The sequence below is a fragment of the Pantoea sp. RG18 genome (assembly GCF_025910075.1).
GTDB classification, from domain to species: domain Bacteria; phylum Pseudomonadota; class Gammaproteobacteria; order Enterobacterales; family Enterobacteriaceae; genus Pantoea; species Pantoea agglomerans.
On the sequence record NZ_JAPCIL010000007.1, the window covers coordinates 125,652 to 148,304 of the forward strand.

Consider the following 22,653-nt stretch of genomic DNA (forward strand, 5'->3'; position numbering starts at 1 on the left):
ACAATTGACGCTGCTGCACCATTAACGCGCAGGGTGAAAAATTTGCCTTTTTTTGGTGCGTATCACCTCGCAAAAAAGAAACTTTTTTGTTTCATTGCGTTAACAATCCGCTATGTTAATGACTCTTCTGCGCCCGTTTAAACCGCAGAATGAGCAGAAACGCAGCAGAAAACAGACACAACATCATAATCAGCGCAGGTTATATCCTGTGCCTTTTTCATACGAAGGAGTTGGAACATGCAACTACGCAAAGTGGCATTATCTCTTCTGCTGATCAGCGCAGCGGCGGGAGCGGCCCAGGCGGAAGATCTCAGCGGCACCCTGAAGAAGATCAATGACAATGGCGTCATTGTGGTCGGGCATCGCGAATCATCAGTTCCCTTTTCTTATTATGACAACCAGCAAAAAGTCGTCGGCTACTCACAGGCTTACTCAAACGCCATCGTTGAAGCGATTAAAGCAAAGCTGAACAAGCCTGATCTGCAGGTCAAAATGATCCCGATCACCTCACAAAACCGTATTCCGCTGCTGCAAAACGGCACCTACGATTATGAGTGTGGCTCGACCACCAATAACCTTGAGCGCCAGAAACAGGCCGCCTTCTCAGACACTATTTTTGTTATCGGCACCCGTCTGCTGGTTAAGAAAGATGGCCCGATCAAAGATTTCGCTGACCTGAAAGGCAAAACCGTAGTGGTGACCTCAGGTACCACCTCTGAAGTGCTGCTGCACAAACTCAACGACGAACAGAAACTGGATCTGCGCATCATCAGCGCAAAAGATCACGGTGACTCCTTCCGTACGCTGGAAACCGGTCGTGCCGTGGCCTTTATGATGGATGATGCCCTGCTGGCAGGCGAACGCGCCAAAGCCAAAAAGCCGGACAACTGGGAAATTCTGGGCACGCCACAGTCAAAAGAAGCCTATGGCTGCATGCTGCGTAAAGATGATCCGCAGTTCAAAGCCCTGGTGGATGAAACCATTGCTAAAGCCCAGACCTCTGGCCAGGCAGAAAAATGGTTCGACACCTGGTTCAAACAGCCGATTCCACCAAAGAACCTGAACATGAACTTTGAGCTCTCTGATGACATGAAAGCGCTGTTCAAAACACCAAATGATAAAGCACTGAATTAACAACAAAATACCCAATGGATTTCAGATTGCATTGAGGCAGCAGAAAAATGACTCCCGATGAGCCTGCTCCGGTAAGTGATTCGGGTGAGTGAATGTAGCCAACAAAAATGCAGCCTGAAAGACGACGGGTATAACAAGGGCGGCCTGGCTGCCCTCTCGATTGCTGAAACCGCGGCATGGACAGACAGACTGACACGGGTCGTTCCCCTGAGTCAGGAAATAAAACGCCGTTCATCAATCTTCAGGGTAGCTTAGCTACCCTTTTTTTCCGGAGCTCGTTATGGGTATCGATTGGAACTGGGGCATATTCCTCGAACAGGCCCCGTTCGGTAACACGACCTACCTCGGCTGGCTGTGGTCCGGTTTTCAGGTGACGATTGCCGTCTCCTGCTGCGCCTGGATTATCGCCTTCTGCGTGGGTTCATTTTTCGGCATTCTGCGCACCGTGCCTAATCGCCTGCTGTCGACCATTGGCACCTGCTATGTCGAACTGTTTCGCAACATCCCACTGATCGTCCAGTTCTTCTTCTGGTATCTGGTGGCGCCCGAGCTGGTGGGCGAAAAACTCGGCATGTGGTTTAAGTCTGAGCTGGATCCCAACATTCAGTTCTTCCTCTCCTCGATGATCTGTCTTGGCCTGTTTACCGCCGCCCGCGTCTGCGAGCAGGTGCGCGCAGCGATTCAGTCACTGCCGAGCGGACAGAAGAATGCCGGTCTGGCGATGGGATTAACCCTGCCGCAGACCTATCGCTATGTGCTGCTGCCGAATGCGTATCGCGTGATTGTGCCGCCGATGACCTCGGAAATGCTGAACCTGGTGAAGAACTCCGCTATCGCCTCCACCATTGGTCTGGTCGATATGGCGGCGCAGGCGGGCAAACTGCTCGACTATTCTGCCCACGCCTATGAATCCTTTACCGCCATTACGCTGGCCTACGTTGCGATTAACCTGGTGATTATGTTGTTGATGAGTCTGGTCGAGCGCAAAGTCCGGCTGCCAGGCAATGCGGGAGGCAAGTAATGTACGAGTTTGACTGGAGTTCGATTACACCCAGCCTGCCCTATCTGCTTAATGGCTTAGTGATCACCTTTAAGATCACGATTACCGCCGTGGTCTTCGGCATTCTGTGGGGCACACTGCTGGCGGTGATGCGCCTGTCGACGTTTAAGCCTATCAGCTGGTTCGCTAAAATTTACGTCAACCTGTTCCGCTCGGTGCCGCTGGTTATGGTGCTGCTGTGGTTCTATCTGGTCGTGCCGAGTTTTCTGCAGCAGGTGCTGGGGCTGTCGCCCAAAACGGATATCCGACTGATTTCGGCCATGGTCGCCTTTTCGCTGTTCGAAGCGGCGTACTACTCTGAAATTATTCGCGCCGGCATCATCAGTATCTCGCGTGGACAGGGCAGTGCGGCTCTGGCGCTGGGCATGACGCAGTGGCAGGCAATGCGACTGATCATCCTGCCACAGGCGTTTCGCGCCATGGTTCCGCTGTTACTGACGCAGGGTATCGTGCTGTTCCAGGATACCTCGCTGGTTTATGTCTTAAGCCTGGCGGACTTCTTCCGTACCGCGTCCACCATTGGTGAGCGTGATGGCACCCAGGTTGAAATGGTTCTGTTTGCAGGTCTTGTCTACTTCGTTATCAGCCTGAGCGCATCGCTGTTGGTCAGCTATCTAAAAAGAAAAAGGACGGTTTAAATGATTAGCCTGAAAAATGTTTCTAAGTGGTATGGTCACTTTCAGGTGCTGACCGACTGCTCAACCGACGTCAAAACCGGTGAAGTGGTGGTGGTGTGCGGCCCGTCCGGCTCCGGTAAATCAACGCTGATCAAAACGGTGAACGGCCTTGAGCCGATTCAGCAGGGCGTGATTGCGGTGAACGGCACCGAGGTGAATAACAAAAAGACTAATCTTGCGCAGCTTCGCAGCCAGGTCGGGATGGTGTTCCAGCACTTCGAGCTGTTTCCGCATCTGAGCATTATCAACAACCTGGTTCTGGCGCAGGTGAAAGTGCTGAAGCGCGACAAAGCGGCAGCCCGCGATAAAGGGCTGAAGCTTCTGAAGCGTGTGGGTCTTTCCGCCCATGCTGAGAAGTTTCCCGGCCAGCTCTCAGGTGGTCAGCAGCAGCGTGTGGCGATTGCGCGAGCGCTCTGCATGGACCCTATCGCGATGCTGTTTGATGAACCCACCTCCGCGCTGGATCCGGAAATGATCAACGAAGTGCTGGATGTGATGGTTGAACTGGCACAGGAAGGGATGACGATGATGGTGGTGACCCATGAGATGGGCTTCGCCCGTAAAGTCGCCAATCGCGTGATCTTTATGGATGAAGGGAAAATTATCGAAGACACCAACAAAGATGACTTCTTTAATAACCCACAGTCTGAGCGCGCTAAAGATTTCCTCGCAAAAATTCTGCACTAAACCTGACGAACAGGCGGGTCACTCTGAGTGGCCCGCTTCATTTAGCTACGCCGCACTATCAGGGTTCAAAAGGCTGACGCTGAAACTGGTCATTGCCGCATTCCGGACAACGTGACAGCGTTTCAGGCGTGTAGATTGCCCGGGTGAACTGGCATTTCTCACAGACCAGATTGCCCAGCCCCACCACTTCCCCGCTCTGATAAACCCCGTGATGATGCAGATCCTGGAAGACCTCTCGCCACTCCAGCTGACTTTTATCGGTGATATCCGCCAGCTCTTTCCAGACGCTCTCACGGATGATGCGCATAAACAGTGAGTCCGCCAGCGGTTCTTCCACATCGGTGTAGCTGCGTGCAAACTCGCCCAGATCACGGCGCACTGAGCTGAGCGCCTGGTCAATCTCCTGTTCCGTCATATCATCGCGCACCAGCAACTGGCTTCGTCGCCCGGCAATCAGCTCATCAAGGTTACGATCGCCCTGACGAAGACGTTCGGTCAATACGGCTAACGACTCGCGATATTCCTGAGCCACTTTATTCATTTTGTTCTCCTTTATGCAGACCCTCGCTGAACTAAGTTTAGTCGTAATGTTGCTTTTGCCGTGTCGTCTGTACAGTGAATTACAAAAGGGTGAAGGCTCTGACGCTTTCGGCAGAAATCGTGCCGGCAAAAGTGGGAAGTGTTGTTGATACGCGGCCTTATGGGTATGCTATGCGGATCTTAGAGCCAGAAAAATGTTTTTCATAAAGGACCACAGGCAGCCATGCAAGAGCAATACCGCCCGGAAGAAATTGAATCCCGTGTGCAGCAGCACTGGGATGAAAACGAAACGTTTAAAGTGACTGAGCAGGAAGGTAAAGAGAAATACTATTGCCTCTCCATGTTGCCCTATCCTTCTGGCCGCCTGCACATGGGCCACGTTCGTAACTACACCATCGGCGACGTAATCGCGCGTTATCAGCGTATGCTCGGCAAAAACGTACTACAGCCGATTGGCTGGGATGCTTTCGGCCTGCCTGCGGAAGGCGCTGCGGTGAAAAACAACACCGCTCCGGCCCCGTGGACTTACGACAATATCGCCTACATGAAAAACCAGCTCAAACTGCTGGGCTTTGGCTATGACTGGAGTCGTGAACTGGCAACCTGCCAGCCAGAGTACTATCGCTGGGAACAGTGGTTCTTTACCAAACTGTATGAAAAAGGCCTGGTCTATAAAAAGACCTCTGCCGTGAACTGGTGCCCGAACGATCAGACGGTGCTGGCGAACGAGCAGGTGATTGACGGCTGCTGCTGGCGCTGCGACACCAAAGTTGAGCGTAAAGAGATCCCGCAGTGGTTTATCAAAATCACCGATTATGCGGAGGAGCTGCTAAACGATCTGGATACGCTGGAAGAGTGGCCTGAGCAGGTCAAAACCATGCAGCGTAACTGGATTGGCCGCTCTGAAGGTGTCGAAATCACCTTCGATGTGGCTGACAGCGAAGAGAAGGTCACCGTCTACACCACCCGCCCGGATACCTTTATCGGCGCAACCTATGTTGCTGTTGCCGCAGGCCATCCGCTGGCGACCCAGGCGTCGGTCAATAATCCGGCGCTGGCTGACTTTATCGCTGAATGTCGCAATACCAAAGTGGCTGAAGCCGATATGGCGACCATGGAGAAGAAAGGCATGGCGACCGGCCTGTCTGTTGTTCATCCGCTGACCGGCGAGCTTATCCCGGTCTGGGTTGCCAACTTCGTACTGATGGAATATGGCACCGGCGCTGTGATGGCGGTTCCGGCGCACGATCAGCGCGACTGGGAGTTTGCCACTAAATATGATCTGCCGATTAAGCCGGTCATCCTGAATCTGGATGGTTCCATTCCTGATGTCAGCATCGCGGCGATGACTGACAAAGGTGCGCTGTTCAACTCAGGTGAGTTTAACGGCATGGATCACGCCACCGGTTTTAACGCCATCGCGGATTCGCTGGCGGCAAAAGGCGTGGGCGTGCGTAAAGTGAACTACCGCCTGCGCGACTGGGGTGTCTCCCGTCAGCGCTACTGGGGTGCTCCTATCCCGATGGTGACGCTGGAAGATGGCACCGTCATGCCTGCACCAGAAGACCAGCTGCCGGTGATCCTGCCGGAAGATGTGGTGATGGATGGCATTACCAGCCCAATCAAAGCGGATCCGGAGTGGGCTAAAACCACGGTAAACGGCCAGCCTGCCCTGCGTGAAACCGACACCTTTGACACCTTTATGGAGTCTTCCTGGTACTACGCGCGTTATACCTGCGCCAGCTACAAGGAAGGCATGCTGGATCCGGCAGCGGCAAACTACTGGCTGCCGGTCGATCAGTATGTGGGCGGTATTGAACACGCCATCATGCACCTGATGTATTTCCGCTTCTTCCACAAGCTGCTGCGTGACGCGGGCCTGGTGAACTCCAATGAGCCAGCCAAACGTCTGCTGTGCCAGGGCATGGTGCTGGCTGACGCCTTCTACTACCTTGGTGCCAACGGCGAGCGTAACTGGGTTTCACCGGTTGACGTTGAGGTTGAGCGGGATGAGAAAGGCCGCATTGTTAAAGCCACAGACACGCAGGGCCGCGAAGTGATCTACGCGGGCATGAGCAAAATGTCGAAGTCGAAAAACAACGGCATCGACCCACAGCTGATGGTTGAGCGTTACGGCGCGGATACCGTGCGTCTGTTTATGATGTTTGCTTCACCGGCGGATATGACGCTGGAGTGGCAGGAGTCGGGCGTTGAAGGGGCGAACCGCTTCCTGAAACGTGTCTGGAAGCTGGTCTTCGAGCACACACAGAAAGGTGCGACCGTGGCACTGGATGTGGAGAGCCTGAATGACGAGCAGAAATCGCTGCGTCGCGATCTGCACAAAACCATCGCCAAAGTGGCAGATGATATTGGCCGTCGTCAGACTTTCAACACCGCCATTGCGGCGATCATGGAGCTGATGAACAAACTGGCACGCGCCCCGCAGGAAAGCGAGCAGGATCGCGCCCTGATGCAGGAAGCGCTGCTGGCCATCGTCCGTTTGCTCTATCCGTTTACCCCGCACGCCTGCTATGTTCTGTGGCAGACGCTGGGTGGCGAAGGCACTATCGATGAAGCGAGCTGGCCGGTTGCGGATGAAGCCGCTATGGTTGAAGATTCGCTGCTGGTAGTGGTTCAGGTTAACGGTAAAGTGCGCGGTAAAATCACCGTGCCAGCCGATGCAACACAGGAACAGGTTCAGGCACGCGCTGCGCAGGAGCATCTGGTAGCGAAGTATCTGGACGGCGTGACTATCCGTAAAGTCATTTATGTACCGGGCAAACTGCTTAACCTGGTCGTAGGTTAAGTTCAGGAGGAACTGTGCGACATCCGATTATCAGGCTGTTTGTCATGCTGGCGGTGGTGATCACCGCTGGCTGTGGTTTTCATCCGCGCGGTACCACTCAGGTGCCCAGCGAACTGAAAACCCTGATTGTTTCAACCGGCGATCCTTATGGGCCGCTGGCGCGTACTGTGCGTCAGCAGCTGCGTATCAACGATGTCAAAATTGTTGAAGACAGCAAACAGAATCGCACCGATATTCCGACGCTGCGCCTGGGGCCTGAATCCTCGGGCCGTAACACGGCTTCGGTCTTTATCAGCGGCACCACTGCCGAGTATCAGTTGGTGATGACCCTCACCGCACAGGTGCTGCTGCCGGGCAAAGGTATCTATCCTATCAGCACCACGGTTTATCGCTCGTTCTTCGATAACCCTAACGCTGCGCTGGCAAAAGATGCCGAGCAGGATCTGATTACGCAGGAGATGCGTCAGCGTGCTGCTGAACAGCTGGTACGTAAACTGCTGACGGTACACGCCGCGCAGATCAACAGCAAAGAGACCTTACCGGCGTCAGTGATTCCGGTGCCGGGTCAGGGTTCACAGGAAGCGCCCACTTCCTCTGCTACCAGCCTGCAATGATCAGGATTTATCCTGAGCAACTCAGCGCGCAGCTCCGTGAGGGGCTGCGCGCCTGTTATTTGTTAGCCGGTAACGAACCGCTGCTGTTGCAGGAAAGTTCAGATGCGATTCGCGTCGCCGCAACCGCGCAGGGATTCGAAGAACATTTTAGTTTTACGCTGGATGCACAGACTGACTGGGAGAGCCTGTTCGTCAGTTGCCAGTCACTGAGCCTGTTTGCTCAGCGTCAGACCATGACGCTGCAATTCCCCGATAATGGCCCTAACGCCGCGATGGCAGAACAGCTGGTTAAGCTGTCGCAGTTGCTGCACGCCGATATTCTGCTGATCTGCCGGATGGCGAAGCTGACCAAAGCGCAGGAAAACAGCGCCTGGTTTAAAGCGTTGTCCGCCTCTGCGGTACTGGTGCCCTGTCAGACGCCTGAACAGGCGCAACTGCCACGCTGGGTCGTTAATCGCGCTAAGGCGCTGAAATTATCGGTGGATGACGCGGCCGTGCAGCTGTTGTGTTACTGCTATGAAGGTAATCTGCTGGCGCTGGCGCAGGCGCTGGAGCGGCTTTCGCTGCAGTGGCCCGATGGCAAGCTGACACTGCCCCGGGTTGAAGAGGCGGTCAGTGATGCCGCGCATTTTACTCCTTTCCACTGGGTGGATGCCCTGCTGGCGGGAAAAAGCCGCCGCGCCCTGCATATTCTGCATCAGCTGGAGAAAGAAGAGAGCGAAGTGGTGATACTGCTGCGTACGCTGCAGCGTGATCTGCTGACGCTGCTGCATCTGCAACGCCACCAGACAGCGCAGCCGCTGCGTACGCTGATGGATCAGCAGCGCATCTGGCAGAATCGCCGCGCGCTGTTTACCGACGCGCTGCAACGACTGGATGCCACGCGTCTGCAACGCGCCATTCATCTGCTGAGTCAGATTGAGATCACCCTGAAGCAGGATTATGGACAGCCGGTGTGGCCGCAGTTACAGACCCTGACGCTGCTGCTCAGCAGTCGTGCTTTTCCGACGAGCTTTGCCCATGTCTGAGTTACACGCACTGTTTGGCGGCACCTTTGATCCGATTCATTTTGGCCATCTGCGCCCGGTCGAAGCGCTGGCGCAACAGACCGGCCTGCAGCGTGTGACGCTGCTGCCCAACAATGTGCCGCCGCATCGTCCGCAACCGGAAGCCAGCGCTGCCCAGCGGGTTGCTATGCTGCGCTGCGCTATCCGCGACCTGCCGCTGTTTGAGATCGATACCCGCGAGCTGGAACGCGACACGCCGTCCTGGACCGTGACCACTCTGGAAGCCTGGCGCAACGAACGCGGTGCAGAGCAGCCGCTGGGATTTATTATTGGTCAGGATTCATTGCTGAGCTTATCAAAATGGCATCGCTGGCAGGATCTGCTGTCACTCTGCCATCTGCTGGTGTGCCAGCGACCCGGCTATCCGACCCGGTTCGACTCGCCTGACATGCAGCACTGGCTTGAGCAACACCTCGCTCAGGATATCCGGCAGCTGCATCAGCAGCCCGCAGGCCATATCTGGCTGGCGGACACCCCTCTCTATGACATTTCGGCCACGGAAATTCGCCGCCGTCGCCACCAGAATCAGCCCTGCGACGATCTGTTGCCCGCTGCGGTTATCGATTATATCGACCGCGAAGGCTTATATCGCGACTGATCCGGGCATGCTATACTACGCCGCTTAATTTTTTGGCTGCACTCTCCGGGCTTACAGCCGGCTCGTTACCACCAGATTCCAAGGGGAACCTTTTGCAAGGTAAAGCACTCCAAGAGTTCGTTATTGATAAGATTGATGATCTCAAAGGCCAGGACATTGTCACCATCGACGTTCAGGGCAAATCCAGCATCACCGATTTCATGATCATCTGCACCGGCACCTCCACGCGTCATGTGACTTCGATCGCAGAACACGTAGAGCAGGAGTCGCGTTTAGCAGGCCTGATGCCATTAGGCATTGAAGGTAAAAGCGCGGCAGACTGGGTCGTGGTCGATCTGGGTGATGTCATCGTGCATGTGATGCAGGAAGAGAGTCGCCAGCTGTATGAGCTGGAAAAACTCTGGGGCTAATCGGTGAAACTGCAACTTGTTGCCGTCGGCACGAAAATGCCTGACTGGGTGCAGACCGGTTTTATGGAATATCTGCGCCGCTTCCCGAAAGATATGCCGCTTGAGCTGACCGAAGTGACCGCAGGTAAACGCGGTAAAAATGCTGATATCAAACGCATCCTTGAAAAAGAGGGTGAAGCGATGTTAGCGGCGGTCGGCAAAGGCAATCGCATCGTTACGCTGGATATTCCTGGTCATCCGTGGGAAACCCCGCAGCTGGCACAGCAGATTGAACGCTGGAAGCTGGATGGTCGCGATGTCAGCCTGCTGATTGGCGGGCCTGAAGGCCTGGCCCCCGCCTGTAAAGCGGCGGCAGAGCAGAGCTGGTCACTGTCAGCATTGACGTTGCCCCATCCGCTGGTGCGCGTGCTGGTAGCCGAAAGTCTGTATCGGGCCTGGAGCATAACGACAAATCATCCTTATCATCGTGAATGACCGATCAGCCCACATCAGACATGACAAGTAGCGGATGAAATTACAAAGCAACGCCTTTCGCGATTACAGCGCCGAACAGAAACTCTTTGTACGTCGGGCCTTTATCGCCTTCGTCGGTATCTTACTGCTCTCTTCAGTACTGGTGGTTAATCTTTACCACCTGCAGATCCTTCGCTTTGATGATTACAGCACCCGCTCCAACCAGAACCGTATCAAACTGGTGCCTGTGGCCCCCAGCCGCGGCATAATTTACGATCGTACCGGCACGCCGCTGGCGCTGAACCGCACCATCTATCAGGCAGAACTGGTTCCGGAAAAAGTAGATAATCTGCAACAGACCCTGGAAAACTTACGCCCGATTCTTGAGCTGACTGACGACGACCTCGAAAACTTCCAGAAAGAGCGTAAACGCTCGCGTCGGTTCACCTCTATCCCGGTTAAAACTGGTCTGAATGACGTGCAGGTCGCGCGCTTTGCGGTCAATCAGTACCGCTTCCCCGGCGTGGAAGTTAAAGGTTACCAGCGCCGCTACTACCCTTACGGTGCCACGCTGACGCATGTGGTCGGCTACGTCTCAAAAATCAACGATCGTGACGTTGCACGCCTCGACAAAGAGGGCATATGGCCTAACTACGCCGCGACGCACGACATCGGTAAGCTGGGCATTGAAGCCTATTACGAAAATTTGCTGCACGGCAAAACCGGCTTTGAAGAGGTTGAGGTCAACAACCGTGGCCGGGTCATTCGCCAGCTGCATGAGGAGTCCCCTCAGGCAGGCCGTGATATCTATCTGACTATCGATCTCAAACTGCAGCAATATGTCGAGACCCTGCTGGCGGGCAGTCGCGCGGCCGTCGTGGTCAGCGATCCGCGCACCGGCGAAATCCTCGCCATGGTCTCAACGCCAAGCTATGACGCCAACATGTTTGTCGACGGTATTTCCAGTAAGGATTACCGCGGCCTGCTGGAAGATGAAAACCGCCCGCTCTATAACCGTGCGATTCAGGCTGCCTATCCACCGGCTTCGACGGTTAAACCTTATGTGGCGGTCTCTGCCCTGAGTGCTGGCGTGATTAACCGTAATACCAGCCTGTTTGATCCCGGCTGGTGGCAGCTTCCCGGTTCAGAAAAACGCTTCCGCGACTGGAAAAAATGGGGCCACGGACGTCTGAACGTCACCAAAGCGCTGGAAGAGTCTGCCGATACCTTCTTCTATCAGGTTGCCTATGACATGGGCATCGACCGTCTGTCGGAGTGGATGAATAAATTTGGTTACGGCAGCCGTACCGGCATCGATTTACCGCAGGAGAGCGCCGGTAACATGCCGACCCGCGACTGGAAACAGAGACGCTTTAAAAAGCCGTGGTATCAGGGCGATACTATTCCGGTGGGGATCGGACAGGGTTACTGGACCGCTACGCCGTTGCAGATGAACAAAGCGATGATGATTCTGATCAACGACGGCGTCGTCAAGGTGCCGCATATGCTGCGCGCCACCCGCGAAGGCCGCACCCTGGTGCCCTATCGCCAGCCGCCTGAAGCCCCGATTGGTGATATCCATTCCGGCTACTGGGAAATTGCCAAAGATGGCATGTATGGCGTGGCGAACCGGCCCAACGGCACCGCGCACAAGAGCTTCGCCGATGCGCCCTATAAAATCGCCGCTAAGTCCGGTACGGCTCAGGTCTTTGGCCTGAAAGAGAACGAAACCTATAACGCCCATAAAATTGCTGAACGATTACGCGACCATAAATTAATGACCGCGTTTGCCCCTTATGACAAACCTCGGGTCGCCGTGACCATTATCCTGGAAAATGGTGGCGCCGGTCCGGCTGTCGGCACCGTCATGCGCCAGATTCTGGATCACATTATGTTGGGTGATAACAATACAGTCCTGCCGGACGCCGCTCCTGTGCCGCCCGGTTATGAAGGTGAATAAACATGTCGATGCAAGATAGTCCGCAGAAACGTTCGATCTGGATGCGCATCCACATCGATCCGCTGTTTATGCTGATCATTCTCGGCCTGCTGACCTACAGCGCTGTGGTGATCTGGAGCGCCAGTGGTCAGGACCCCGGCATGATGGAGCGTAAACTCGGTCAGATTGCGATGGGGCTGGTCATCATGATTGTGCTGGCGCAGGTACCGCCGCGCGTCTATGAAGGCTGGGCGCCCTATCTTTATATTGTCTGTGTCATTCTGCTGGTGGCGGTGGATGCCTTTGGGCAGATCAGTAAAGGCGCTCAACGCTGGCTCGATCTCGGCTTTGTGCGTTTTCAGCCCTCTGAGATTGCCAAGATAGCAGTGCCTTTGATGGTGGCGCGCTTTATTAACCGCGATGTCTGTCCGCCAACGCTGAAAAATACCGGCATTGCGCTGATTCTGATCTTCCTGCCCACCCTGCTGGTGGCGGCACAGCCCGATCTCGGCACCTCGATTCTGATTGCCGCCTCCGGCTTGTTTGTGTTGTTCCTCTCGGGTATGAGCTGGAAACTGATTGGCGTAGCCGTGTTGCTGGTCGCCGCCTTTATCCCGATTTTGTGGTTTTTCCTGATGCACGATTATCAGCGTGACCGCGTGATGATGCTGCTCGACCCGGAAACAGATCCGCTGGGAGCGGGTTATCACATTATCCAGTCGAAAATTGCTATTGGCTCAGGAGGTCTGCGCGGTAAAGGCTGGCTGCAGGGCACCCAGTCTCAGCTGGAGTTTTTGCCGGAACGTCATACTGACTTTATCTTTGCGGTTCTGGCCGAAGAGTTAGGCCTGGTTGGCGTGCTGCTGCTGCTGGCCCTTTATCTGCTGCTGATCATGCGGGGATTGGTGGTGGCAGCACGGGCGCAGACCACCTTTGGCCGGGTAATGGCGGGCGGTTTAATGCTGATTTTATTCGTTTATGTTTTCGTTAACATTGGCATGGTTAGTGGTATCTTACCGGTAGTTGGCGTGCCGCTGCCGCTGGTCAGTTATGGCGGCTCCGCGCTTATCGTGCTCATGGCGGGATTTGGCATTGTGATGTCGATCCACACTCACCGAAAAATGTTATCTAAAAGTGTCTAAGAGGCTGCAGATGCGTAAGGAATGGCTTGGCGTTGCACTGGCATCACTGGTTCTGGCGGCCTGTACCACGCCGGAACCCCAAAATACGGCGCCGCCGCAACCGGCTTACAATGGACCGGTTGTTGAGATTCCAGGCGTTGAGCCACGTTATGAGCCGATCAATCCAGGCACCAGCCAGGATTACAGCGTGAACGGCAAAAATTATCGCGTCATCAAAGATCCGTCGAACTACAGTGAAGTCGGCCTCGCCACCTGGTACGGCGAAGAGGCGCAGGGCAACCGCACCGCTACCGGCGAAGCCTACGATCCTGATGCACTGACCGCGGCCCACCCTACTCTGCCGCTGCCGAGCTATGTGCGCGTGACCAATATCGCGAATGGCCGTCAGATTGTGGTGCGCGTTAACGATCGGGGCCCTTACACGCCAGGACGCATTATCGACCTGTCGCGGGCTGCCGGTGACCGCCTGAACATCTCCAACAATTCGCGCGTGCGGGTTGATTACATCAAGGTCGCCCCAGATGGTTCGCTCTCTGGCCCCGGCACCATCGGGACCGTCGTGGCAAAACAGAGCTACTCTCTGCCTGCCCGTCCGGACCTGAGTGGTGGCGCGGTGATGAACGGCGGCAGCGCAGCCCCCTCAGAGCCGCCTGCGCAAAATGTTGAGGCCATCAGCAACAGTACGCTGCAAAGCGGTGACAACATGGGCGCGCCGGTGCAGAGCAGCGGCTTTCTTGGTGCACCCCAGCCATTAGCGACCGGCGTACTGGAAGGTAACGAACCGCCAGCCGCCGCACCCGCCAGTTCCGCACCGGCAGTCAGCAATGCTGCTCCCGCAGCAGCCAGCGCCGCGCCTGCAGCCAGCAGTGGTGGTGCCGATGGATATGTAGTGCAGGTCGGTGCGCTGAATGACCCGGCGCGTGCCCAGCAGATGATGAAAAGCCTGAGCCAGCGTTATGGCGTGCCCGGTAAGGTAGAAGACGCGGGCAACAATGTGTATCGCGTTCAGCTCGGCGGTTACGCCTCCCGCGCCGAAGCGGCTGCGCTGCAACAGCGCCTGAGCAGTGAAGGCCAGGCCGCCTCATTTATTACTAACACGCGTCGCTGAACCGTTTATCAGACAGCTGCACGTTACGTCTGCTAACAACCCAATCATCACGCCCGGTGCCAGTTAATCTGGCATTGGGTATGATGAGTGACATTTTCAACCTCAAACTCACGGATGTTGTAGTCCTACACATGAACACGCTGAAATCATCTCGTTTGCTGAAACGCCTGACAGTGGGATCACTGATCGCTTTCTCTCTCAGCCATGCTGCTATTGCTGATGACGTCAATCTCAAGACCATGATTCCGGGCGTGCCGGACATTGATGCCGAAGCGTACGTCCTTATCGACTACAACTCAGGCAAAGTGCTGGCAGAGAAAAATGCCGATGCACGCCGCGATCCTGCCAGTCTGACCAAGATGATGACCAGCTATGTCATTGGTCAGGCCGTTAAAGCGGGTAAAATTCATCAGGACGATATGGTCACCGTCGGCCCGGATGCCTGGGCGACCGGCAACCCGGTGTTCAAAGGCTCCTCGCTGATGTTCCTCAAGCCAGGCGACCGCGTGCCGGTCTCTCAGCTGACCCGTGGGATTGTGCTGCAGTCCGGTAACGACGCCTGTGTTGCAATGGCTGACTATGTCGCTGGCAGCCAGGATGCGTTCGTTAATCTGATGAACAACTACGTCAAAGCGATTGGTCTGCAGAATACCCACTTCCAGACTGTTCATGGTCTGGACGCGGAAGGTCAGTACAGCTCCGCGCGCGATATGGCGTTGATCGGTCAGGCGCTGATCCGTGACGTGCCGGAAGAGTATGCTGTCTATAAAGAGAAAGAGTTCACCTTCAACAATATCCGTCAGATGAACCGTAACGGTCTGCTGTGGGATACCAACCTGAATGTGGACGGCATCAAAACCGGTCACACTAACTCAGCCGGCTATAACCTGGTGGCGTCTGCGACTGAAGGCCAGATGCGCCTGATCTCCGCAGTCATGGGCGGTCATACCTACAAAGGCCGTGAAACTGAGAGTAAGAAACTGCTGACCTGGGGCTTCCGTTTCTTTGAAACCGTGGCGCCACTGAAAGCGGGCAAAGAGTTCGCCTCTGAGCCAGTCTGGTTCGGCGATAACGACCGTGTGCAGCTTGGCGTGGAAAAAGATGCTTACCTGACCATCCCACGTGGCCGCATGAAAGATCTGAAAGCCAGCTATGTGCTGACCAACACGGAACTGCATGCACCACTGAAGAAAAATCAGGTGGTCGGCAGCATCAACTTCCAGCTGGATGGCAAGACTATCGAACAGCGTCCGCTGGTGGTACTGAACGAGATCTCTGAAGGAGGTTTCTTTGGCCGTATCGTTGATTACATCAAGCTGATGTTCCATCACTGGTTCGGTTAAGCGTGGCGGGTGATTGAAAAATCACCCCTTCGCCCCCATTACACGATATTATGTTGCTCCCGCTCAGGCGGGAGCCTGTTTTTTATGCACCGGAGTTAATATGAAAACCAAACTGAATGAGCTGCTCGAATTTCCTACCCCATTTACCTACAAAGTAATGGGTCTGGCACAACCGGAGCTGGTTGATCAAGTGGTTGAAGTGGTGCAACGCCATGCGCCAGGCGACTACAGCCCTGAAGTTAAGCCGAGCAGCAAAGGCAACTATCACTCCGTCAACATCACTATCACCGCCACCCACATCGAGCAGGTAGAACGCCTGTACGAAGAGCTGGGCAACATCGAAATTGTGCGGATGGTACTGTAATTTACGGGTCGGCAAGGCGCCTCTGCCTGACGGTTTGCCGACGTTATCCTCAGCGTTATTTCCTTTAGCGGGCTATCGTTTTGTCAGTTGAAACTCTTCTTGTCCGCCAGTCAGGTCTGCGCGACTGGCAATCTGTCTCCGACGCCATGCATCACTATACCGACCAGCGCAACGACCAGAGTCGTGATGAAATCTGGCTGGTTGAACATCCTCCGGTCTTTACTCAGGGGCAGGCGGGCAAAGCAGAGCATCTGCTGATGCCAGGCGAGATCCCGGTGGTGCAGAGTGACCGTGGGGGTCAGGTCACCTATCACGGGCCAGGACAGCAGGTGATGTACGTCCTGATCGATGTAAAACGCCGTAAGCTCGGCGTACGCCAGCTGGTGACCATTCTGGAAGAGACGGTTATCGCCACCCTTGCAGAGTTTGGCGTCAGCGCCCGCGCCCGTGCTGATGCACCTGGCGTCTACGTCGGGGAAGAGAAGATCTGTTCACTGGGATTACGCATCCGTAAAGGCTGCTCGTTTCACGGTCTGGCGTTGAATGTTGCCATGGATTTGTCGCCCTTCCTGCGTATTAATCCCTGTGGTTACGCCGGCATGAGCATGACCCAGTTGAAAAATTTCCAGCCAGAGGTGACGACGGAGCAGGTACACTCTCCGCTGGTCAGCGCGTTTGCACGGCTGTCAGGTTATGAAAATGTTGAATGGATTTCAGGGGATCTCCCTGTTAAACCTTAACGCAGAATGCGAATTTACAAATATGTAACTTATCCGCGCTGACTGTGGCTGCTTCGCAGGCGATGTGATGATATAATTTTTGCACTTTTTTCAAATAAAGTTGAAAGCAGCCTTCCCGGTTTGAGTGGGAACGCTTTCAAATCGCAATCCGACCGGAACCTGCTGATTTATGAGTAAACCAATTCAGATGGAACGCGGCGTCAAATATCGTGACGCAGACAAAATGGCGCTGATCCCGGTGAAAACCGTGGCTGTTGAACGGCAGGAGATGTTGCGTAAGCCGGAATGGATGAAAATCAAGCTGCCAGCTGACTCCAGTCGTATTCAGGGCATTAAGGCCGCGATGCGTAAAAACGGGCTGCACTCAGTCTGTGAAGAGGCATCCTGTCCTAACCTCGCCGAATGCTTCAACCACGGCACCGCCACCTTTATGATCCTTGGCGCAATCTGTACCCGTCGTTGTCCGTTCTGCGATGTGGCACATGGCCGCCCCAATGCCCCTGACGCTAACGAACCCGCTAAACTGGCGCAGACGATTGCCGATATGGGCCTGCGCTACGTGGTGATCACCTCGGTTGACCGCGATGATTTGCGTGATGGTGGCGCACAGCACTTTGCCGACTGCATCAGCGCGATTCGCGAAAAAAATCCGACGATCAAAATCGAAACGCTGGTGCCGGACTTCCGTGGCCGTATGGATCGCGCGCTGGAGATTCTCACCGCGACGCCACCGGATGTGTTTAACCACAATCTGGAAAACGTACCGCGCGTCTACCGCCAGGTGCGTCCGGGCGCGAACTACGAGTGGTCACTGAAGCTACTTGAACGTTTCAAAGAGGCGCATCCTCACATCCCGACAAAATCGGGTCTGATGGTGGGCCTGGGCGAAACCAATGCCGAAATCGTTGAGGTGATGCGCGATCTGCGTCGCCATGGTGTCACCATGCTGACGCTGGGCCAGTATCTGCAGCCGAGCCGCCACCACCTGCCGGTTCAGCGCTACGTCAGCCCGGCTGAGTTCGATGAGATGAAAGAAGAAGCGATGGCGATGGGCTTTACCCATGCCGCGTGCGGTCCGTTTGTCCGCTCTTCCTATCATGCGGATATGCAGGCCAAAGGCGAAGAAGTGAAATAAGCACGCTTTTGCTTCAGGAAGCCCGAAAAACAAAAAACCAGACTGGAAACAGTCTGGTTTTTTTATCTGTGCCTGAAATAAAAAGTAACAGTTATTTGCAGCAAATAACCGATTAATCTTTATGAACGACGCGTTCTGCCGGCACGTCTTCAGCCGCAGTTCGGGTTGCGCTGGTATCTTCATCTTTCATGGCTTTTTTAAAGCCCTTGATTGCGGAGCCCAGATCGCCACCCAGTGAGCGCAACTTGTTGGTACCAAAAAGCAGTACGATAAGCGCACCGATAATCAGCAGCTTGGCAATACTGATACCTTCCATATTTAACCTTTCAACTTTATCGAATCACGGTGACTGATATTTACGCGCAGTTTGCCTGCGGCGACAACTGGAATCTGTAACAGAGTAAGATCTCAGATGAAGCGACTAAGGAACGCCTGGGTGCGCGGATGCTGTGGATTCGCGATCACCTCTTCAGGCGTGCCCTGCTCCACCACCACCCCCCCATCCATAAAAACCACGCGATCGGCGGCTTCCCGCGCAAAGCTAATCTCATGAGTCACCACGATCATCGTTAATCCCTGGTCGGCCAGGGTACGCATGGTCGCCAGCACTTCGCCCACCAGTTCCGGATCGAGCGCGGAGGTCGGCTCATCAAACAGCATCAGCTGCGGCTTGATCGCCAGCGCCCGCGCAATCGCCACACGCTGTTGCTGTCCGCCCGAGAGGTGACGTGGCCAGGCGTCCGCTTTATCGCTTAACCCCACCGTCGCCAGCAGCGATCGGGCATGGGCCATAGCCTCCTGACGCGGGAATTTATGCACGCCGATGGGCGCTTCAGTGATGTTCTGCAGCACGGTCATATGGGGGTAGAGATTGAACTGCTGAAACACCATGCCAATTTTCTGGCGCTGACGGGCGATCTGGCGTGGCGACAACCGGTGCAGCACATGCCCTTTAAGTACATACCCGATCTGCTCATCACCGACCCGAATCGATCCGGCGTTCATCTCTTCAAGATGATTGATGCAGCGCAGAAACGTGGATTTACCGGAACCAGATGGCCCGAGGATCACCACTACTTCACCGGGCCAGACATCCAGATCGATCCCTTTCAGAACCTGATTGTCGCCGTAATTCTTCTGCACGTTGCGGGCGCAGACCAGGGGTTCACGCTGACTCATTGTTCCTCCTGCTGGGGTTGCACGTTAGCCGCGACGGCGGCGCGTCTGGGGGCGCTGGCCACCCGACGAGTGCCACGCGCGTAGTAACGCTCGATGGCGGACTGGCCCAGATTGAGGATCGAGGTGATCAGCAGATACCAGATCACCGCCACCATCAGCATCGGGATGATCTCGAAGGTACGGTTGTAGATCGCCTGCACCGAATAGAGCAGATCGCCCATTGCGATCACGCTGACCAGCGACGTCGCCTTGATCATGCTGATCAGCTGGTTGCCGGTGGGCGGAATAATCGACCGCATCGCCTGCGGAATAATAATGCGCCGCAGCGCCCGTGAACGACTCATGCCAAAGGCCTGGGTGGTCTCTACCTGACCGTTATCCACCGACAGCAGACCGGCGCGAATAATTTCCGCCATATAGGCCGCTTCATTCAGCGCCAGCCCGGCAATAGCGGCTGTCAGTGGGGTGATCAGATCGTTGGTGTTCCAGCTGGCCAGCGTGATATCGGTCCACGGCAGCGTCAGCGACAGCGCCGGAAACAGCGTAGAAAGGTTGTACCAGAAGATCAGCTGTACCAGCAGCGGCGTGCCACGAAAGAACCAGATATAGAGTCCGGCAACGCCGCGCAGCAACCGGTTCTCAGAGAGCCGCCAGACGCCCAGCAGCAGACCGAGCAGCGTGCCGAGTACCATCGACACCACTGTCAGCCCCAGAGTGACCTGCAACCCTTTGAGCACAGATCCTTCGGTAAACCACTTGAGTACCACCTGCCATTCAAAATTAGGGTTGGTCGCCACCAGCCACAATAGATTGGTGCCGATCACCAGCACTAAAATCCAGCTGATCCAGCGTCCGTAAGTGGGCGCGCTGCGAGCGAACGCCACGTCGCGCAGCTGTGCCTCGCCTCTGTCACCGCTGTGCAGATGGCGCGGCGGGCTCATTTGCTGGCCTCTTTCGCCAGATTCAGTCCGGGTGCGGTGGTCATGTTGCCCTCAAGCTGCCACTTTTTCATGATGGCCGCATACGTCCCGTTCTGATACAGCTCTTTGTAGGCATCCAGCACCACCTGACCCAGCGGCGAGCCTTTCGGCACCACCGTGCCCTGGAAAATATCGCCAAAGCCGTTTTTCTGCCCTTTGCCCGCTAGCTCAAGCTGCCCTTTCGCCTGATTAACAAAGTAAGTCAGCGGCGCCTGTGATGAGAAGAACGCATCGGAGCGTTTAGAGCGCACCGCCAGAATTGACGAAGGCTGATCGGTAAAGGCCTGCACCGTCACGGCCGGTTTCCCGTCGGCCACACACCGGTCTGACTGCTTACGGATAACCTGTTCCGCAGAGCCAGCGGCCATAACGGCAATGCGCTTGCCGCAGGTGTCGTCCAGCTGATTGATTCTGGCCGGATTGCCCTTCTGCACGCCAAACACCACAAACTCCTGCACAAAATCGATGAAATCCACTTTCTGCTGGCGGTCCGGATAATCACCAATCGGCCCAATCGCCAGCTGATAACGACCCGCATTGATGCCGGTGAGTACGCCTGATAAACCACTCACCGTCGCATGCTCGATCTTCACACCCAGCAGTTGTGCCAGCGCAGTCGTTAACTCCGCCGACGCGCCCTCCATTGAGTGCGGGCCATTCACAATTTCATAGGGCGGAAATGAACCGTTATTCACTGAAATCATTTTGCCCGATTTTTTGATCTTATCCGGCAGCCTGTCATGCAGGGCCTGGTCAACTTTTTGCACCGGAATAGCGTCGGCAGCCTGCGCCAGGGATGCAGTCAGCCCCAGCGCCACGATTAAGGCGGTTGCTCTCTTCGTCATAATGGATTCCTGGTTCAGCGGATCAGTTGAGTTCGGGACGGGCAAAGCGCCGGTTTTCCAGTACCGGCAGCACCCGGCGGGCATAGGCGACGCGCTCAGGATCGAGATCGGCAAACAGCAGCGCCGGCGATTCCGCCGCATTCGCCACCGCTACGCCCAGCGGATCGACCACCAGGCTGTTGCCGATATTGCGCGGGCCGCACTCCCCCACCGCCACCATATAGCAGGTATTTTCCAGCGCGCGGGCACGGGTCAGCAGTTCCCAGTGCATCTCTTTCAGCGGACCTTTAACCCAGGCGGCAGGCAGCACCAGCACCTCTGCACCATCCAGTACCAGCCGACGCGCCAGCTCCGGGAAGCGCACGTCATAGCAGGTCATTAATCCGACTTTCATACCCGCGACCTCAATCAGCGGCGGAATGACGTGGCCGGGATTGACCCGCTGCGACTCCTGCATCGCAAAGGCATCGTACAGATGCAATTTTTCATAGGCGGCGATGATCTCACCGTTGCGGATCGCTACCAGTACGTTGAGCGCTTTCTGCTCCCCGGTGGGAACGTGAATGCTCATCATGGTGGTCAGCGCAGTCTGCTTGCTGGCGGCCAGCAGCTGGCTCAGAAAAGGGCCATCCAGCGGCTGCGCCGCCTTCAGCACTAAATCGGGGTCGGCTATATCACGTGCCAGCACCCCTTCCGGCAGTACCAGCAGATCGGCGCCACCTTCTGTCGCCCGCTGCATTAAGTCCAGACAGATACTGGCGTTCTCCTGCCATTCGCGGCTCACCGCAAATTGTCCCAGTGCTACTTTCATCATTTCTCTTCTCCCGCAGCGGCCGGAAACATTGCTTCCGGCGTCAGTACCTGGTGAGTCAGCCCTTGCTCATAGAGCTCGCGACCAAAGTCCGCAATCATCTTTCTGTTAACGCTAAATCCATTCTGATTCCAGTCAGCGGGCAATTCCTGCGCAGTGCGTCGCAAATCGTCCAGCAGCCACGGCGTGGTGTCGGCATATTTCTCTCTTTTCTGCATCCACAGCCGGTAAGAGCGATCGATGACCTCACTTAACGCCGCAGGCAGCCACGGATGCGCCGCCGCCAGTGCCGGTTTCAGCGCCAGAATGTGGATGCCCGGCACATAGCCGACACGATTAAAGTAGTCCCGCTCCGCCTGATAAAAATCGGTCTGCAGCTGACGTAATCCCGAACCAGGCAGGAAAAAGCCCTCCGGCATAAATGGCGTGAAGATGGCATCCAGCTCACCCGCCTGCAGCATCTCTATCAGCGGTCGTTCGTCAGGCGCGGGTTCAATGCGGCCCGGGCGGCCAAATCCCGCCAGCCGATCGACAATCGGATGATCGGCAGTAAGACGACCGGCATACCAGAACACATCATCGATTTCGACGCCTGCTTCACGCAGCACCGTGCGTGTCCAGGTATTGCCCGAATCCTGCCAGCCGGTGACGCCGATTCTCTTACCTTTCAGCTGCGCAGGCGTGGTGATGGGGCTGCTGCTGGTGGTGATAATGCAGCGCTGGCGGAAGCCGCGCATCAGGAAGTGTGGCAGGCCAAGCAGTGTTTCGTCTCCTCTGGCCCGGCCCTGAGCATAGCGGCTGAAGGAGACTTCGCCCGCGTCATAGTCGGGGCTGGTCGCCAGATCATTCACAAGTGTGCCGACGCGGTCGATCTGCAGTTCAAAACCTTCTGGTCTGATATCGCCCAGCGCCAGCGGGGTAAAGTAGTCCCAGTCGCGTACCGCCAGTCTGATGAGTAGCCTTGCCATGATCTCTCCGTTTACGCTGCACCGTCGGGACGGGGCATAAAATAGTGCTTGAA

Annotated in this window: 24 protein-coding genes; 17 read left to right on the top strand and 7 right to left on the bottom strand. The window is 55.7% G+C overall.

The genetic code is table 11. The features are described 5' to 3' along the window. Nucleotides 1–237 precede the first annotated feature (237 nt). From OK409_RS09160 to OK409_RS09175, 4 genes are all read left to right on the top strand, one after another. Entirely contained in the window at nt 238–1,134 is an 897-nt protein-coding gene (locus OK409_RS09160; protein ID WP_010258958.1) for an amino acid ABC transporter substrate-binding protein, read from the top strand. A 280-nt stretch (nt 1,135–1,414) separates the two neighbouring features. Then, nucleotides 1,415–2,155, top strand: a complete 741-nt coding sequence (locus tag OK409_RS09165; RefSeq protein WP_010258960.1) for an amino acid ABC transporter permease — start codon at nt 1,415–1,417, stop codon at nt 2,153–2,155. After that, nucleotides 2,155–2,832, top strand: a complete 678-nt coding sequence (gltK, locus tag OK409_RS09170; protein ID WP_010258961.1) for a glutamate/aspartate ABC transporter permease GltK — start codon at nt 2,155–2,157, stop codon at nt 2,830–2,832. Before OK409_RS09165 ends, gltK begins: the two co-directional genes overlap by 1 nt. Continuing rightward, nucleotides 2,833–3,558: an amino acid ABC transporter ATP-binding protein gene (locus OK409_RS09175; protein WP_010258962.1), complete on the top strand. Its 726-nt coding sequence runs from the start codon at nt 2,833–2,835 to the stop codon at nt 3,556–3,558. It begins immediately after the preceding gene. Nucleotides 3,559–3,616: 58 nt separating this feature from the next. Here the strand turns inward: OK409_RS09175 and OK409_RS09180 are convergent, their stop codons facing one another. After that, the gene (locus OK409_RS09180) at nt 3,617–4,099 is read right to left on the bottom strand and encodes a zinc ribbon-containing protein (protein ID WP_010258963.1); all 483 of its coding nucleotides are present in this window, start codon (nt 4,097–4,099) and stop codon (nt 3,617–3,619) included. A 222-nt stretch (nt 4,100–4,321) separates the two neighbouring features. On the opposite strand from OK409_RS09180, the gene leuS reads away from it, so the two are divergent. From leuS to lipA, 13 genes are all read left to right on the top strand, one after another. Beyond that, a complete protein-coding gene (leuS, locus tag OK409_RS09185) occupies nt 4,322–6,904 on the top strand; it encodes a leucine--tRNA ligase (protein WP_010258964.1) in 2,583 nt (860 codons plus the stop codon). A 14-nt stretch (nt 6,905–6,918) separates the two neighbouring features. Next, nucleotides 6,919–7,518 carry an LPS assembly lipoprotein LptE gene (gene lptE / locus OK409_RS09190; protein ID WP_010258965.1) on the top strand — a complete coding sequence of 200 codons (600 nt, stop codon included), beginning with the start codon at nt 6,919–6,921 and terminating at the stop codon, nt 7,516–7,518. Further along, nucleotides 7,515–8,546, top strand: a complete 1,032-nt coding sequence (gene holA / locus OK409_RS09195) for a DNA polymerase III subunit delta (RefSeq protein WP_010258966.1) — start codon at nt 7,515–7,517, stop codon at nt 8,544–8,546. The genes lptE and holA overlap by 4 nt, the downstream gene beginning before the upstream one ends. Next, complete coding sequence (gene nadD / locus OK409_RS09200) at nt 8,539–9,183, top strand: nicotinate-nucleotide adenylyltransferase (RefSeq protein WP_264366997.1); 645 nt, start codon at nt 8,539–8,541, stop codon at nt 9,181–9,183. The genes holA and nadD overlap by 8 nt, the downstream gene beginning before the upstream one ends. Nucleotides 9,184–9,275: 92 nt before the next feature. Further along, nucleotides 9,276–9,593, top strand: coding sequence for a ribosome silencing factor (gene rsfS, locus OK409_RS09205; RefSeq protein ID WP_010258968.1), 318 nt, complete (start codon nt 9,276–9,278; stop codon nt 9,591–9,593). A gap of 3 nt (nt 9,594–9,596) precedes the next feature. Beyond that, nucleotides 9,597–10,067, top strand: a complete 471-nt coding sequence (rlmH, locus tag OK409_RS09210; RefSeq protein WP_010258969.1) for a 23S rRNA (pseudouridine(1915)-N(3))-methyltransferase RlmH — start codon at nt 9,597–9,599, stop codon at nt 10,065–10,067. A 34-nt stretch (nt 10,068–10,101) separates the two neighbouring features. Beyond that, nucleotides 10,102–12,006, top strand: a complete 1,905-nt coding sequence (mrdA, locus tag OK409_RS09215; RefSeq protein ID WP_010258971.1) for a peptidoglycan DD-transpeptidase MrdA — start codon at nt 10,102–10,104, stop codon at nt 12,004–12,006. 8 nt (nt 12,007–12,014) lie between these two features. Continuing rightward, entirely contained in the window at nt 12,015–13,127 is a 1,113-nt protein-coding gene (gene mrdB / locus OK409_RS09220; protein WP_010258973.1) for a peptidoglycan glycosyltransferase MrdB, read from the top strand. A gap of 10 nt (nt 13,128–13,137) precedes the next feature. Further along, complete coding sequence (gene rlpA / locus OK409_RS09225) at nt 13,138–14,235, top strand: endolytic peptidoglycan transglycosylase RlpA (RefSeq protein ID WP_010671273.1); 1,098 nt, start codon at nt 13,138–13,140, stop codon at nt 14,233–14,235. 131 nt (nt 14,236–14,366) lie between these two features. Further along, nucleotides 14,367–15,578, top strand: a complete 1,212-nt coding sequence (gene dacA, locus OK409_RS09230) for a D-alanyl-D-alanine carboxypeptidase DacA (RefSeq protein ID WP_010258977.1) — start codon at nt 14,367–14,369, stop codon at nt 15,576–15,578. A gap of 100 nt (nt 15,579–15,678) precedes the next feature. After that, a complete protein-coding gene (ybeD, locus tag OK409_RS09235; protein WP_003854030.1) occupies nt 15,679–15,942 on the top strand; it encodes a DUF493 family protein YbeD in 264 nt (87 codons plus the stop codon). A gap of 80 nt (nt 15,943–16,022) precedes the next feature. After that, nucleotides 16,023–16,682, top strand: coding sequence for a lipoyl(octanoyl) transferase LipB (gene lipB, locus OK409_RS09240; protein ID WP_029519432.1), 660 nt, complete (start codon nt 16,023–16,025; stop codon nt 16,680–16,682). A gap of 169 nt (nt 16,683–16,851) precedes the next feature. Continuing rightward, entirely contained in the window at nt 16,852–17,817 is a 966-nt protein-coding gene (gene lipA, locus OK409_RS09245; RefSeq protein ID WP_010258979.1) for a lipoyl synthase, read from the top strand. A gap of 112 nt (nt 17,818–17,929) precedes the next feature. Here lipA and tatE read toward each other — a convergent pair whose 3' ends face one another. From tatE to OK409_RS09275, 6 genes are all read right to left on the bottom strand, one after another. Beyond that, a complete protein-coding gene (gene tatE, locus OK409_RS09250) occupies nt 17,930–18,133 on the bottom strand; it encodes a twin-arginine translocase subunit TatE (protein WP_010671272.1) in 204 nt (67 codons plus the stop codon). A gap of 92 nt (nt 18,134–18,225) precedes the next feature. Then, nucleotides 18,226–18,996: an amino acid ABC transporter ATP-binding protein gene (locus OK409_RS09255; protein WP_010258981.1), complete on the bottom strand. Its 771-nt coding sequence runs from the start codon at nt 18,994–18,996 to the stop codon at nt 18,226–18,228. After that, nucleotides 18,993–19,937 (bottom strand): amino acid ABC transporter permease, encoded by a 945-nt coding sequence (locus OK409_RS09260; RefSeq protein WP_159227176.1) that lies wholly within the window; start codon nt 19,935–19,937, stop codon nt 18,993–18,995. Before OK409_RS09260 ends, OK409_RS09255 begins: the two co-directional genes overlap by 4 nt. After that, the gene (locus OK409_RS09265) at nt 19,934–20,821 is read right to left on the bottom strand and encodes an ABC transporter substrate-binding protein (protein ID WP_264366998.1); all 888 of its coding nucleotides are present in this window, start codon (nt 20,819–20,821) and stop codon (nt 19,934–19,936) included. Before OK409_RS09265 ends, OK409_RS09260 begins: the two co-directional genes overlap by 4 nt. Nucleotides 20,822–20,843: 22 nt before the next feature. Continuing rightward, nucleotides 20,844–21,632: a deaminated glutathione amidase gene (locus OK409_RS09270; protein WP_187512307.1), complete on the bottom strand. Its 789-nt coding sequence runs from the start codon at nt 21,630–21,632 to the stop codon at nt 20,844–20,846. Then, the gene (locus OK409_RS09275; RefSeq protein WP_033756873.1) at nt 21,632–22,600 is read right to left on the bottom strand and encodes an ABC transporter substrate-binding protein; all 969 of its coding nucleotides are present in this window, start codon (nt 22,598–22,600) and stop codon (nt 21,632–21,634) included. Before OK409_RS09275 ends, OK409_RS09270 begins: the two co-directional genes overlap by 1 nt. Nucleotides 22,601–22,653: the final 53 nt, after the last annotated feature.

Bases quoted from the DNA above. Each gene is read 5' to 3' on its own strand.
- OK409_RS09160 (WP_010258958.1), top strand. From the start codon at position 238: ATGCAACTACGCAAAGTGGCATTATCTCTTCTGCTGATCAGCGCAGCG.
- OK409_RS09165 (WP_010258960.1), top strand. From the start codon at position 1,415: ATGGGTATCGATTGGAACTGGGGCATATTCCTCGAACAGGCCCCGTTC.
- gltK (WP_010258961.1), top strand. From the start codon at position 2,155: ATGTACGAGTTTGACTGGAGTTCGATTACACCCAGCCTGCCCTATCTG.
- OK409_RS09175 (WP_010258962.1), top strand. From the start codon at position 2,833: ATGATTAGCCTGAAAAATGTTTCTAAGTGGTATGGTCACTTTCAGGTG.
- OK409_RS09180 (WP_010258963.1), bottom strand. From the start codon at position 4,099: ATGAATAAAGTGGCTCAGGAATATCGCGAGTCGTTAGCCGTATTGACC.
- leuS (WP_010258964.1), top strand. From the start codon at position 4,322: ATGCAAGAGCAATACCGCCCGGAAGAAATTGAATCCCGTGTGCAGCAG.
- holA (WP_010258966.1), top strand. From the start codon at position 7,515: ATGATCAGGATTTATCCTGAGCAACTCAGCGCGCAGCTCCGTGAGGGG.
- nadD (WP_264366997.1), top strand. From the start codon at position 8,539: ATGTCTGAGTTACACGCACTGTTTGGCGGCACCTTTGATCCGATTCAT.
- mrdA (WP_010258971.1), top strand. From the start codon at position 10,102: ATGAAATTACAAAGCAACGCCTTTCGCGATTACAGCGCCGAACAGAAA.
- mrdB (WP_010258973.1), top strand. From the start codon at position 12,015: ATGCAAGATAGTCCGCAGAAACGTTCGATCTGGATGCGCATCCACATC.
- rlpA (WP_010671273.1), top strand. From the start codon at position 13,138: ATGCGTAAGGAATGGCTTGGCGTTGCACTGGCATCACTGGTTCTGGCG.
- dacA (WP_010258977.1), top strand. From the start codon at position 14,367: ATGAACACGCTGAAATCATCTCGTTTGCTGAAACGCCTGACAGTGGGA.
- ybeD (WP_003854030.1), top strand. From the start codon at position 15,679: ATGAAAACCAAACTGAATGAGCTGCTCGAATTTCCTACCCCATTTACC.
- lipA (WP_010258979.1), top strand. From the start codon at position 16,852: ATGAGTAAACCAATTCAGATGGAACGCGGCGTCAAATATCGTGACGCA.
- tatE (WP_010671272.1), bottom strand. From the start codon at position 18,133: ATGGAAGGTATCAGTATTGCCAAGCTGCTGATTATCGGTGCGCTTATC.
- OK409_RS09255 (WP_010258981.1), bottom strand. From the start codon at position 18,996: ATGAGTCAGCGTGAACCCCTGGTCTGCGCCCGCAACGTGCAGAAGAAT.
- OK409_RS09260 (WP_159227176.1), bottom strand. From the start codon at position 19,937: ATGAGCCCGCCGCGCCATCTGCACAGCGGTGACAGAGGCGAGGCACAG.
- OK409_RS09265 (WP_264366998.1), bottom strand. From the start codon at position 20,821: ATGACGAAGAGAGCAACCGCCTTAATCGTGGCGCTGGGGCTGACTGCA.
- OK409_RS09270 (WP_187512307.1), bottom strand. From the start codon at position 21,632: ATGAAAGTAGCACTGGGACAATTTGCGGTGAGCCGCGAATGGCAGGAG.
- OK409_RS09275 (WP_033756873.1), bottom strand. From the start codon at position 22,600: ATGGCAAGGCTACTCATCAGACTGGCGGTACGCGACTGGGACTACTTT.